The organism is Blautia sp. HCN-1074, assembly GCF_037890165.1.
Taxonomy (GTDB): domain Bacteria; phylum Bacillota; class Clostridia; order Lachnospirales; family Lachnospiraceae; genus Blautia_A.
Genome location: NZ_JBBKBP010000010.1, coordinates 40,884 through 54,149, shown reverse-complemented (window position 1 = coordinate 54,149; position 13,266 = coordinate 40,884). Strand labels below are relative to the sequence as shown.

The window sequence follows — 13,266 nt, the reverse complement described above, 5'->3', positions numbered from 1 at the left end:
TTTCCACCTTGTGTTTCCTTACTGCGTTACTGTTCACTCCGTTCTCAGTAACGTAGTGGTGTGTGAACAGTAATCTTACTTCCAGTTTATAAGTTTTTTAGAATTTAATCACGTTTTTTTCAACAGTCCATCACATTTTGCTCACAAATTCCCTGTATATTAATAAGCAAATAAAGCAAATGCTTTACAAACAGGTTGCAAATGCTTTTTCACATAGATTTTTAACTTTTTTCTTTTTCATACTTATGCCGGGCCGCAAGGTCCGGCCCTCCTTCTTTTTACAGACCTTTTCAGGTCTTTTTCTTTTTTTATAAGTTTTTTAGAATTTAATCACATTTTCTTCAACAGTCCATCACATTTTGCACACATTTTCCCTGTATATTAATAAGCAAATAAAGCAAACGCTTTATTTATAATAAAACTTTTTCTTTTTCATACTTGCCGGATCGCAAGATCCGGCACTCCTTCTTTTAAAATGTGAAATCCCGCTCACAGTAAGACACAACTGTGAGCGGGATTTTTGTGTTACCGCAGGGAACTTACTTGATTCGGTTAAATTCCCATTGTAAGAATCTCCATCAGTACCCCAAGCAATGACGGATTCAAATTCATGGATACCAGAACAGGCACTGCCTCTGTGCCCAGCTCTTTCACTACTTTATAAACGTCTGTCTTCTGTGCATAGGTAATCTGTGCTTTTTCCAGAATCTCATAAACCTCTTCTGCATAGTCTCTCTGATAAACAGCTGCATCTGCCGCAAAAGTAATCTTCACCTGTGCATCTGCCGGCACATCCTTCAGGATCACTATTGTTCCATGAAGCTTCTCATCCTCTGCGAACTCTGCCTCCTTATATGCCTGTCCGTTTACAGTAAGCTCCTGCGGTTTGTCCAGAATATTGCAGAAGCGGATCTTCCAGGAACGTTTCTGCGGGATCACTGCTGTATTTCCCTGTGCAGCTTCTATAATAAATACTGTTCCATTCTCATCTGCAGTCTTCGTCATTCTGGTGGACACCCAGTTCTCATCCAGGTCTTCCGGTGTGTCCCCACCGTCTTCCCAGAGTACAAATTCCCCGGATTTTCCAGGATATACAAGTACTTCCAGTTTCTCAGGATTCTCAATGGAATTATCATATCCTTCCATGTCCTTCAGCGGAATGATGCTGCCTTCACGCACAAGTACCGGCATCTCATAAATATCTCTCCAGAGATCCACTTTTCTGCCGCCCTTATATGCTCTTCCGTTAAAGAAATCATACCAGATTCCCTGCGGGATCCATGTCTTCGCACCTGCCAGTCCTGTTACCTGATCCAGCTTATCTGTAATTGGAGATACCATCATCTCTGTGCCGAAATAATAGTTGTTCGGCACTTCATAGGTTTCCTCACGCTCCGGCTCCAGATAATACATTGGCTGTACCAGCGGCAGTCCCGCTCTGCTTGCACGACGGTTCATAGTGTAAAGATACGGAACCAGCTTATGACGCAGTTTCAGGAAATTCTTCATTACTGTTTCTACGATCTGGTTGTATTTCCATGGTTCTTTTCCATTGAACGGGTTGTCTGTGCTGTGCAGACGGTTCATTGGTGAAAAGACTCCAAGCTGTACCCATCTTGCAGTGAGCTCGTCGTCTCTGTATCCCAACATATGTCCACCGATATCATGACTCCACCATCCAAAACCGATGTTGCTGGCATTTGCCGTGAAATATGGCTGGAATTTCAGACTTTCCCAGGTAATGACCGTATCACCTGAAAAACCAACCGGGTATCTGTGGCTTCCGGGTCCTGCATATCTTGAGAAAGTCAGCGCACGTTTTCCTTTCCACTTGCTGTCCAGATAGTGATAGTGGTTCAGCATCCAGAGCGGATCCAGTCCCGGAACCTTGGTTACAGTTCCCTGCTGCCAATCAAGCCACCAGAAGTCTACTCCCTCTTCTTCCATCGGATGATGCAGTTCCTCAAAATATGTCTCAATGAATTTCGGATCTGTCATGTCAAAAAGCACCGGTTCCTTGCTTGCAGGATCAATTCCCATCTTCTCTGCAACTCTCGGATATGCTTCCTCATAAGCACGTACTCCATCTGCCGGATGTACGTTCAGTGTGATTTTATATCCATGTTTGTGCAGCCAGTCCATAAATTCAGGCGGATTGGGGAAAAACTTCTTATTCCAGGTATATCCTGTCCATCCGCTTCCATATACAGGAGGTACATCCTCTACCAGATGCCAGTCCATATCTACAACTGCAACAGAGAATGGCACTTCTTCTTTCTCAAAACGCTCTACCAGTTCTTTGTATTCTGTCTCTGTATATTTGTGATATCTGCTCCACCAGTTTCCGAAGGTGTATCTTGGAAGCAGAGGTGTTTTTCCACATAATCTGTAAAAATCCTGCAGGCATTCCACATATCTATGACCATATCCAAAGAAATAGAAGTCTGCTCTGTTTCCCTGACGTGGCTCTACCATTCCATCTTCGCCCATAGCCATTGTGTGGGAATCATCCAACACTGAAAAACCGTTTCTGGACATAATGCCATGACTCAGCGGAATCTCACCGTCTGCTTCATCCAGGGTTCTGGCTGTTCCCAGCAGATCTTTCGGTTCATCACCATAATGCCACACACGCTCGCTGGCTTTTCCACCCGCAACACGTATCATCAGACCGCTTGGAGAAAATTTCTGCCTGTCATAGTGGATTTCCAGATCTTTGGTGTAAATATGTAATTCCTCACCACCATCGCTCACCCTGAATTCCGGCACCGGGAAATCACGATTGCATACCATCTGTGTTGCTCTGTCCTCAAATCCTCCGTCTTCACTGTACTCAAAACGGATCAGGGCAGTTGTCAGCATTGTAATCCTGAAATGATCGCTCACGATCACAGCTTCCTTTCTGCATACAGGATTACCTTCCAGTACAAATTTCTTTAAGTCCATAAAAGCTTTTCCTCCTCTACATCAACAACAGTTGTAATAGCTGCTTTTATGTCTATTTTAATCTTCTGCGGTCCGATTGACAACGATTTTTTCAACTGCTGAACAAATTTGCTGAACAAATTATGTGACATATACGTTACTGTTCACTCCGTTCTCAGTAACGTAGCCAAAATGTATTCCAGATTGCCTGCGGGAATGATTTTTCAAACGCCTGCTGTCTCTGATATAAATTCTGTCTTTTTCAGACTTTCCACATATTTTTCGTCCGGTTTCCTGCAAAAAAGAGGTGAAAGTACATTTACCAGCACCACGATCAGCAGGAAAAGGCAAAATACTTTGCCTGTTCTTTTTAGTATTTTTTTCATTCGATATACCTATATTAATGATGTCCGATTTGTCCGGATATTTTTTCACCGTATTGCCATTTTATTGCAATCATTCACACTTGTCTATTCCACATTTTATTTCTTCATTTCACGACTGATCCATTCCATAATCACATTTACAATATATTCCTGCTCAGTTTCTGTCAGTTCCCGTCCTTTGGGAATATGATGCCATTTTTCCAGGCATCCTCTGCAACAGGTAGCTGTAGCATGCTGTGCCACAAAAACAGGATGTCCTCTCATCGGTGTCTGTTTTCCATCATTTGGTATGTCTGCCTGCGCAAGACGTTTTCTGATAAAATCACAGGCATGCTCGCGTACTTTATCCATTCCTTTGTCTGATACATAACTCCTGTCATTTGCTTTCAGGGAAAAACTGCTTCTGAACTTTGACTGCGACAGGCGTTTCCACAGATTTCCTTCGTAAACTGCCGGGGTCTCACATACCATCGAAGGCTGTATGCCATCCTTGTAGACAATCTTTTTTTCTCTCTTCTGTGGTGAGGTTGCCACAGGAGCACTGCCAGTCTCATTTACTGTCTCATCAAATGCCTCTTGCAAAAGCTGTGTCTTCACTTCCTGTGCTTCTTTGCTATCCGGCTGCAAACGTCTTGCCAGCATGGTATTTCGCCCGGTGGTTGTCTCATTTTTTATCGCATAATACACTGCTTTCTTCTCCCCCACAAGTACCAGGATCTTTTTCGCCCTGGTCACCCCTGTATAAAGAAGATTTCTCTGCAGCATGACAAAATGACTCATGGTAAATGGCATGACAACGATTGGATATTCGCTTCCCTGTGATTTGTGGATTGTCACTGCATAGGCAAGTGTCAGCTCATCCAGCTCCGTCACATCGTAGATTACTTCCCGTTCATCAAACAAAACCGTCAGTTCCCTCTCTTCCATATCTACTTTTGTGATGGTGCCGATATCCCCGTTAAATACTTCCTTGTCATAATCATTCCGTATCTGCATCACCTTATCTTTCAGACGGTACTGTGTCCCGCCTCTCCTCAAAAAAATCTTTGACGGATTCATGGCTTCCTGCAGCACCTGGTTCAGATTTACTGCTCCACATTCGCCTCTCTGCATCGGAGTCAGCACCTGAATGTCCTGCAATGGATCCACATGATAATATCTCGGCAGGTTCATCCTGCAATACTGAATGATGGTATCCACCACTTCCTGATTGCTCTGTTTAGTGGCAAAGAAAAAGTCTGAATCTTTTCCGCCTCTCATATCAATGCTTTCCCCTTTATTGATCCTGTGTGCATTCATAATGATCCTGCTCCCCTGTGCCTGACGGAAAATTCTGGTCAGACGTACAACGGGAACACATCCGGAATCAATAATATCCCTGAGAACATTGCCTGCCCCGACACTCGGAAGCTGATCAATATCTCCCACAAGAATAAGAGACATCTGTTCCGGCAACGCTTTTAAAAGATTGTACATCAACATAATATCAATCATGGAACATTCGTCCAGGATCAGCACATCGCCTTCCAGCGGATGTTCTTCATTCTTCTGATAACCTTCCGGCGGTTTATATTCCAATAACCGGTGAATGGTCTTAGCCTCCATACCGGTAGCCTCGGACATTCTTTTTGCTGCCCTTCCTGTAGGTGCTGCGAGAATAATCTGACAGCCTGCCTGCTTATATGCTGAAATAATTCCCAGGGTTGTCGTAGTCTTTCCGGTTCCAGGTCCGCCGGTCAGTACCATAACTTTAGAGGAAATAGCTGCCTTTACTGCCTGCCACTGGATTTCATCATAGGTAATTTCTGACGAAGCTGCTACTTTCTTTAGTATTTCTTCTGCATCCTCAGATTTCTTCTTTCCACAGGACATAAGCCGGATCAGCCGTTTTGCACATCCACTTTCCGAAAAATAATAGGGTGGCAGATAGACCGCTTCCTGCTCACCGGCCACCTCCCGGATCACATCATTTGTACGGATCATTTCATCCAGTGTGATTTCCAGCTCCGCATCTTCCACTTCCAGAAGTTCCCTTGCTTTCCCGATCAGCTGCTCTCTTGTAGCATAACAGTGTCCGGCTTCTGCCAGCTTGTTCAATGTATAAAAAGTACCACTGCGCAGACGGACAAATTTCCCTTTATCAATTCCCATCTTCTGCGCAATGGAATCCGCTGTCTTAAATCCAATCCCCCAGATATCATCTGCAAGACGGTATGGATTCTCTTTTACAATTGCAATACTCTCACTGCCATATGTCTTAAAAATCTTTGTCGCATGAGAGGTACTGACTTCATGACTTTGCAGAAAAAGCATGATATTTTTGATTTCTTTCTGCTCCTGCCAGCTTGTTTTAATCCGTTCTACCCGAACTTTCCCTATTCCCTGTACCGTAAGCAATTTATCAGGAGTATCTTCTATGATATTCAGCGTATCTTTCCCAAATTTCTCCACAATTCTTTTTGCAAATTTAGGACCAACTCCTTTGACCAGACCGGAACCCAGATATTTTTCAATTCCGTATACCGTAGCGGGGAGTGTTTCTTCAAATTTCTCTACGGAAAACTGCCGCCCATATCTGGCATCCATCTTCCACATCCCTTCCAGAGACAACACAGAGCCAACATGGGTATCCGGCATTGTGCCAACTACCGTAACAAGATCACTGTAATTCTTCACTGCACATTTCAGAACCGTATATCCATTGTCTGCATTCTGATATGTAATTCGCTCCACTACACAACGCAAGTGCTCCATATCCGTCTCCTTTCTCCGTCGTACAAATGATTATCTGTCCAGATTGCCTGCGGCAATGGAATGAATTTTGGCTCTACTATATTTTCATGGTTGTCTTTCCATTTGTTGTAGTTATAAGCCTGTTCTGCTTCCCTCTGGGCATTTCCAATCTTTGCTCTTTGTATTGTTTCATCCAGGAAGCTTTTATGACTTTATTGGTAACAAAAAAACAACCTGACTCGAGCAAATGGGTATGAGTTATCTTTTTCAGCCTTTTGCAATCTCTACATTTTTACCAGCAAAGGCAATTCCGTATTTTACAATTTCCTTGATTCCGTAATCCTCCATATCTGTATCATAGTGCTTATCCTCAATCTGCTTCAGAGCCTCTGCGGCGGATGCAGATAAACCAGCATCATCCTTTATCGCTTTGAATTCCATGATAACGCCCGGCAAAGAATGTACCTTAGGTTCCAACACAAGATCGAATCTTCCCTCTCCGGATTCCCTGTTTGATCTGATATAATATCTTGAGGACATGCCTGCTGCCAGTCCAAGCATCATGCCATGGTAAAAGCTTTCTGTGGCTCCATCAAAACAACTGATGCAGGTAATCATATATTTTCGAAGGAATTCCTGAAGTTTCTTCCCATCATTCAGATACAGTGCTTTTTCAAGTCCTACCATGATATTACCATCCACTGTCCCCCTGAGCCAGGATAAAATCTCTGTATTGTAAACTCTGCGAATCTCCTTATTCGGTAGCGCCAGCTCCATAAATGTCCCAAATTCTGTTTCAACTACATCACTTACAGGTTTTAAATATCCCGCAAGTAACAAGAAGCTGAAGATGGTATCGGTTCCATCCGTTATCCTCGGATAGATGACATCCATATTTAGCGATGCCTGAACGGTCTGCCCCTGCAACAGCGCAAAAAGGTTTTCTGCAATATCCGGTGTAAGAGATATCATGATCTCATTATCACTGGTATTGGTCCAATATGGTTTCGCCTGACAGTTATTATAAAAATAGTTGGAAACAGACCAGGGATTATAGATTTCTGTACTTCCGAAACGATATCCGTCGTACCACTCACGAAGTTCTTCCAGTTTTTCCTCCTGTCCATAATATGCTGCCATAGTGTCCACTTCATCCACAGTAAATCCAAAGTATTTGCTGTATTTCTCATCAAGCACAGAATTTACGATTGGATTATTAAGTCCGCTAAACAGATTCTCCTTTGACACACGGAGGATGCCGGTAAGAACACCCAAAGCAAGAGCAGGGTTATCCTTAAGACCTCCGGACATCAAATTACGCATAAATGTAATCACTTCATTATAGAAACCTCCGGAATGTCCCTGTTGGATTGGAGTGTCATACTCGTCAATGAGAATGACTACCTTGGACTGATGATGTTTTTCCAACATGCGTCCCAGATTCAAGAGTGCTCTGGTATACTCCACCTCACTCAGCTCATCCAACTGCATTCTGGACAAATAGTCCTGTTCCACCGGATTAAGGCTGTCGCTTGTAAAAAGCTCATCATGCCGCATAAATTCATCACGAATTACATTTTTAATTGCCGCATAAGTACTAGCCCAATCCGAAAACTTTGCATCCTTGAAAGTGATGAAAATCACCGGAAATGCACCTTGCATCTTCTGATATTTTTCACCGCATGCCCAAATCTGCTTATCTTTGAAGTAAACGGAAGTATCCTCTTTTGTTTTTTCAAAAAAAGTTTTAAGCATATCAAGAGCAAGTGTCTTTCCAAATCTTCGTGGTCTGGTAAACAAAATGACCGGAACCTGATCATCAATCAAATCACGGATCAGAAGTGTTTTATCTACATAATAACTGTTCTTTACTACATCCATGTAAGATGTATTCCCAACTGCACAAGAAAGAACCTCTCCATTTCCTGCTTCAGGTTTTTTAATGCCAATGTAATCGTATACAGTCTCCTCCGGAACCATCCAATTGCGACCTTTTCTTAAAGCGCCTTCCAGTTTTCCAGCATTACATAACCCTACTACTCTTCTTGTTGATAATCCCATAATCCCGGCGGCTTCTTTTGTTGAAATATATCTGATATCGGTCATGTTATCGCTCCTTTCGGAAATAGTATAGCATTTATCGGAAATTTCAGCAATTTATTTCCTCTGGATTTCCATTATATTTCCTCTGTATTTCTGATAAAATGCCCAGTTTCTCACATTTAACAGTATATTTTCTAGTTAAAAATGATTCCTGGCCTCCGTCTGTGATCTTATGTTTGATAAAAATATCATTCAGGTATATAAATCTAAGGGATCCAAGACAAGACTTGTAATCCTCTGCCCCCGGCTGAAAGTAAACCTGATGAAGTATTGTGTGATCCATCGCAAGTATACAGCCCTTTCCCCTATGTCCTATGTGTTTTTACAGATGAGACAGCAGGAAGCGATCAACTCCAATGTGATCAAGCAGCTCTTTGCCCGGATAAAAAAGAAGTCCGGCATAGATCGGCTTCATCCCCATCTTTGTCGACATACTTTTGCAACGTCATATATTAAAGGCGGCGGTAACATCGAGATGCTCCGCCTGCTTCTTGGACATACGGATTATAAGGTAACCAGGGTTTATCTGCATCTTGCGCAGCAGTCTTCTCTTCTGCATGAAGATATTTACCAGCTTGACCCTGTGTTCTTTAAGCGGTATCAATAGCATAAAATACTTTTACGCCCCTGTGGAACTCTTTCCATAGGGGCGTAAATACTTCATTTCTATCTATTTCCCAGACACCTTTATTTTTCACTTTCCCATAAAACATAAAAAACACCGTCCCCGCGGCAATCGCTTTGTCCGCAAAAACAGTGTTCTTAGTGCGCCTTCAGGGGTTCGAACCCTGGACACCCTGATTAAGAGTCAGGTGCTCTACCAACTGAGCTAAAGGCGCATATTCTTTTGTTTTCTTTGTGTTGATGTTTTGTTAACTCCTCAACGCAAGTGATATTATATATAATGTGAGATAAAATGTCAATAGGTATTTTAAAAAAATTTTAGAAAATTTTCTATTTCTTTTATTTTTCCTTTTTTTCATCCTTTTTAGACATCTTATTTAGCATCTTATTGACCTCTTCTGCTGACTTTCGCACCTGGCTGAAAGTATCGTCAAACTTTTTATGCTCATATCCAAACTGTACCATCTTATTATGGAAGGAACTTTTTCGTTTCATAGGCAGACTCCTTCGGGGCGCGAAGCGCCCCTTGGATTTTCTTACACTATATTATGCAACGCAGGCTTCATATTCCAGTCACAGAAATACAACATCTATAAAATATTGTATTCCTATCCATTAGCTATCCAGCAAAACACTAAGACTTCAGACAGATATCCTCAATCTGTTTTCACTACACATCTCTACACTAGTATGACTCACGCTAATTAACAATCTGATTCATGCTGAAACATAGCAAAAATTTATCCCCTTGAAATCACCATCTTACAAATCGGATTCCCCATAGAGGAAAATTTCTCCTCATACTCCGTCATCACATTCCCCTGCACCATCTCTTCATTATGATGCAGATCAAAGGTATAGTTTTCCAGATTCCAGCCTGCCTCTTTCACTTCTTCCAGTGAAAACTCAAACAGGTCCCTGTTATCTGTCTTAAATTCCACCTTTCCGTCCTGCACCAGAATCTGGTCGTAACGCGCCAGGAATTCTCTTGATGTCAGACGGCGTTTTGCATGGCGTGCTTTTGGCCATGGATCGGAAAAGTTCAGATAAATTTTATCCACCTCTCCCTTTTCAAAAATATCCGGCAGAAGTCTGGCATCTACTCTCATAAAGAATAAATTGGAATAAACCTCTCCGTTCTGCTCCAGCTCTTCTCTCTTCTGCAGCGCACGCAGAAGTACACTGTCATACATCTCGATTCCCACATAATTGATCTCCGGATGAAGACGCGCCAGGTCCATCAGAAAGCGTCCTTTTCCCATTCCTACTTCTATATGAAGCGACTGCTTTTTCGCAAAAACCTCCGCCCAGTGTCCTTTCTTTGTCTGTGGCTCCTGCACCACATAAGGGCTCTCCAGAATCGCATCCTGTGCCCCAGGGATATTTCTTAATCTCATAGTCTCTCCTTATATATTTTATTAGTAAAACGTTAATCGTCCACCCTCTGTCTCTTTATATCAGACAATATAAACTATAGCAATTCCATCTCTATTTTCTTTGATATTACGGCAAAATTATCTCCTTGCCATCAATAAATCTTCCTATTATATTCCTGTCATCTCCCGCATAGCAGAATCTCTCCGCTCTTTCCTCCGGACTCAGGGTAAAGCCTTCATCCTCCAGTCCGTCAAGCACCAGCGCATTAAACCGATAGCCTTTCTCCAGAGAACCTGCGCGGTCAAATACGCTTCCGCCAGCCTTGGTTGCCATATGAAATGCCTGTGCAAACGTTATGCTTCCATTTCCTTCCGGTTCATAAAACTCTTTCAGTTTCGAAAGCTGTACTGCTCTTGCAACCTGTCTGTAAACAGCCGCATGCTGTCCGCCTCCGATATCACAGCCCATGGCGATCGGAACGCCTTTCTCACTTAATGCTTTCGCCGGCATAATTCCTGCTATAATATTGGTAGTTGCATCCGGGCAATGCACTGTTACGCTGCCAGCTTTGCGAATAATATCCAGATCTGCCTGAGATGGAAAAATATAATGTGCAAAAATAGACGGTCCATGTTCCAGCAGTCCATTTCTCTCATAAATCTCTGCATCCGAACCATAATCTGGAAATAATTCCAACGTCCATTTCACCTCTGCCTGAGATTCTACCAGATGAGTCTGCAATCCGCAATGATATTTTGCAGCCAGTTCGCCCAGTCCTTTCATTAACGGCTCAGAACAGGTCGGTGCAAATCTCGGTGTCAGAATCGGCTGCACAGTTCCTTTTCCCTGATGTTCTGCAAGGAAGCGCTCTGTCTCTTTCAGGGATTCTTCTGTCGTCTCACACAGATACTCAGGAGAATTCATATCCATATTCACTTTACCCACATACGCATACATTCCCTTATCAGCCAGCGCCCTGAACAGGTAATCTGACGCATCATAATGAATCGTCGTAAAAAGACTCGCATGAAACGTTCCTTGTCTGAGCAGTTCTGTCACTACCTGATCATACACATTCTTTGCGTAATCCATGGATGCGAAACGGGCTTCCTGCGGAAATGTATAATCATTAAGCCAGTCAAAAAGCAGCTTGTCCATTCCGACTCCACGCTGCACAAACTGGGAAGCATGAATATGCAGGTCAGAGAATGCCGGTATGATCAGACCTCTGCCATAATCTTTTACCTCCACTCCCTGAAATTTCTCAGGAAGAGTTTCATAAATTCCCTCAACGAAACCATCCTGCACTACCAGATAGCTGTCCTCAAATACTTTCAGTTTCTCTATACTTTCCGAATATAAAATATCTCCATGACATACAAAATCCGCCATTTTATCCCTCCTGAATTAATTATACATAAAACGTAACTGTTAATGCACTGAACAATTGCGATAAGTCATTATACCACACCCATTCACCCAATAACATCCATTTCCCCGCCTTGTTTAAAAAATAACAAGTTTTTCTCTCTAAAGAAAATTTAGATGGTTTTTTTCAACAAAAGGGTGTATTATATCTAACAGATATTACTATTTTACACATAGTAAATCTGATTTTTTTGTAAAAATTTGACAACTAAGGAGGTTGAAGATGGAGCAGATACTTAACAAATTATCTGAAATCGAGCTTACAGCCCAACGCATCATGGAAGACTGCGACCGACAAAAGCAAGTGCTTTCTGAAGAAGCGGAAAAGAAATGTAAAGATTACGATGATCTGCTGGAATCTCAGACAAATGAACAGATTCTAAAGATCCGTCAGCAGCTTGAAGAAGAAAAAGACTCCCGACTATCGCAGTTACGGGCAGACACCGAGGCTACCTTTTCTTCTCTTGATGCCCAGTATGAGCAGCAGCACACACAGCTTTCCCGGGAACTATTTGAGAAAATTTTATCTATGTAATCAAATACAAAATATCAGGAAAGGAAGTGAGCAATAATGGGAGGCGTACTCTCCTACAGCGGACTTTCCACGAAAATCCGCGCAATGCAGAGCAGACTCACTACCATGGAGCAGTTCGAGGAAATTCTCCAGCTCTCCAACGTTACACAGGTAGCTGCCTATCTGAAACGAATGCCGGAATATTCTTCCAAATGGGATGCACTGGATGAAAATACCCTGCACCGGGGCCAGATTGAGAAGCTTCTGAAGAAATCTATTTTCCAGAATTTCTCCAGAATCTATCACTTTGCAAATCTCGAACAGCGTAAGTTTCTGGATCTGTATTCCAAGCGATATGAGATTCGTGTACTGAAAGAAGTTATGACAAATATCTTCGATCACCGCGACACAGACCCTGTTGATGTCTCTCCGTATCGTGACTTCTTCCGCCTGCATTCCAACATCGATGTAGACCAGATCACAGCCTGTTCCACCATGGAAGAACTGATCTCCTGCCTCAAAGGAAACGAGTTTTATATCCCGCTTTCGAAGATTCAGGAACACGAAACGGCGCTTCTTTTTGACTACGGTATGGCACTGGATCTGTACTATTTTACACAGATCTGGAACGTACGCAAGAAGCTGTTTAAAGGCAAGGATCTGGAAGAAATCACCCGTACCTACGGCGAGAAATTCGATATGCTGAACCTGCAGTTTATCCAACGTTCCAAACGATATTTCAACATGGATCCGGCAAGTATTTATGCGCTTCTGATCCCTATGAATTATAAATTAAAGAAAGAAGAGCTCACCGCTCTGGTAGAAGCTCCGACACCGGAAGATGCCAGAAGGATTTTCCAGAAAACATGGTACGGCACCAGATATGGGCAGCTTACTGTTGCCAATCTGGAGGAATTTTACAACTATATCCTCCGCAGTATCCTGGAAAAAGAAGCGCACAGGAATCCCTATTCTGTGGCAGTGATCTATTCCTACCTATATCATAAGGAACATGAAGTAAACCGCCTGACGATTGCTATTGAATGCGTCCGTTATGGCGTACAGCATGATGAAGCCATGCGTTATATATGTAATAACTGACATAACTCATGAGCTGATATCCACAAGCTTTATAATCTGCACATAATATTTTTTGCAGACTATAAAAACTATAGA

At 42.6% G+C, this 13,266-nt stretch carries 11 protein-coding genes and 1 tRNA gene; 3 read left to right on the top strand and 9 right to left on the bottom strand.

The features are described 5' to 3' along the window. Positions 1–552: 552 nt before the first annotated feature. From WKT11_RS10330 to WKT11_RS10310, 5 genes are all read right to left on the bottom strand, one after another. On the bottom strand, positions 553–2,946 hold the full coding sequence (locus tag WKT11_RS10330) for a glycoside hydrolase family 31 protein (protein ID WP_340284157.1): 2,394 nt from the start codon (positions 2,944–2,946) through the stop codon (positions 553–555). After that, positions 2,937–3,077: a hypothetical protein gene (locus tag WKT11_RS10325; RefSeq protein ID WP_340284155.1), complete on the bottom strand. Its 141-nt coding sequence runs from the start codon at positions 3,075–3,077 to the stop codon at positions 2,937–2,939. Before WKT11_RS10325 ends, WKT11_RS10330 begins: the two co-directional genes overlap by 10 nt. Positions 3,078–3,149: 72 nt before the next feature. Continuing rightward, a complete protein-coding gene (locus WKT11_RS10320; protein ID WP_340284153.1) occupies positions 3,150–3,311 on the bottom strand; it encodes a hypothetical protein in 162 nt (53 codons plus the stop codon). A 96-nt stretch (positions 3,312–3,407) separates the two neighbouring features. Then, positions 3,408–6,065: an SF1B family DNA helicase RecD2 gene (gene recD2, locus WKT11_RS10315; protein WP_118136281.1), complete on the bottom strand. Its 2,658-nt coding sequence runs from the start codon at positions 6,063–6,065 to the stop codon at positions 3,408–3,410. 246 nt (positions 6,066–6,311) lie between these two features. After that, a complete protein-coding gene (locus WKT11_RS10310; protein WP_118609999.1) occupies positions 6,312–8,150 on the bottom strand; it encodes an AAA family ATPase in 1,839 nt (612 codons plus the stop codon). Between the two features lie 169 nt (positions 8,151–8,319). Between WKT11_RS10310 and WKT11_RS10305 the strand changes: the two genes are divergently transcribed. Then, positions 8,320–8,754, top strand: a complete 435-nt coding sequence (locus WKT11_RS10305) for a tyrosine-type recombinase/integrase (RefSeq protein ID WP_117675642.1) — start codon at positions 8,320–8,322, stop codon at positions 8,752–8,754. A gap of 159 nt (positions 8,755–8,913) precedes the next feature. Here the strand turns inward: WKT11_RS10305 and WKT11_RS10300 are convergent. The 4 genes from WKT11_RS10300 to WKT11_RS10285 form a co-directional block, all read right to left on the bottom strand. Further along, positions 8,914–8,986, bottom strand: a tRNA-Lys gene (locus WKT11_RS10300). 124 nt (positions 8,987–9,110) lie between these two features. Then, the gene (locus tag WKT11_RS10295; RefSeq protein ID WP_178761279.1) at positions 9,111–9,266 is read right to left on the bottom strand and encodes a hypothetical protein; all 156 of its coding nucleotides are present in this window, start codon (positions 9,264–9,266) and stop codon (positions 9,111–9,113) included. Between the two features lie 245 nt (positions 9,267–9,511). Further along, a complete protein-coding gene (gene trmB, locus WKT11_RS10290) occupies positions 9,512–10,168 on the bottom strand; it encodes a tRNA (guanosine(46)-N7)-methyltransferase TrmB (RefSeq protein ID WP_340284149.1) in 657 nt (218 codons plus the stop codon). Between the two features lie 106 nt (positions 10,169–10,274). Then, positions 10,275–11,540, bottom strand: a complete 1,266-nt coding sequence (locus WKT11_RS10285) for an amidohydrolase family protein (RefSeq protein WP_117675646.1) — start codon at positions 11,538–11,540, stop codon at positions 10,275–10,277. Positions 11,541–11,799: 259 nt separating this feature from the next. On the opposite strand from WKT11_RS10285, the gene WKT11_RS10280 reads away from it, so the two are divergent. Together WKT11_RS10280 and WKT11_RS10275 are read left to right on the top strand one after the other, a co-directional pair. Then, a complete protein-coding gene (locus WKT11_RS10280) occupies positions 11,800–12,111 on the top strand; it encodes a hypothetical protein (RefSeq protein WP_117845343.1) in 312 nt (103 codons plus the stop codon). Between the two features lie 36 nt (positions 12,112–12,147). Continuing rightward, the gene (locus tag WKT11_RS10275; RefSeq protein WP_118411571.1) at positions 12,148–13,191 is read left to right on the top strand and encodes a V0D/AC39 family V-type ATPase subunit; all 1,044 of its coding nucleotides are present in this window, start codon (positions 12,148–12,150) and stop codon (positions 13,189–13,191) included. Positions 13,192–13,266: the final 75 nt, after the last annotated feature.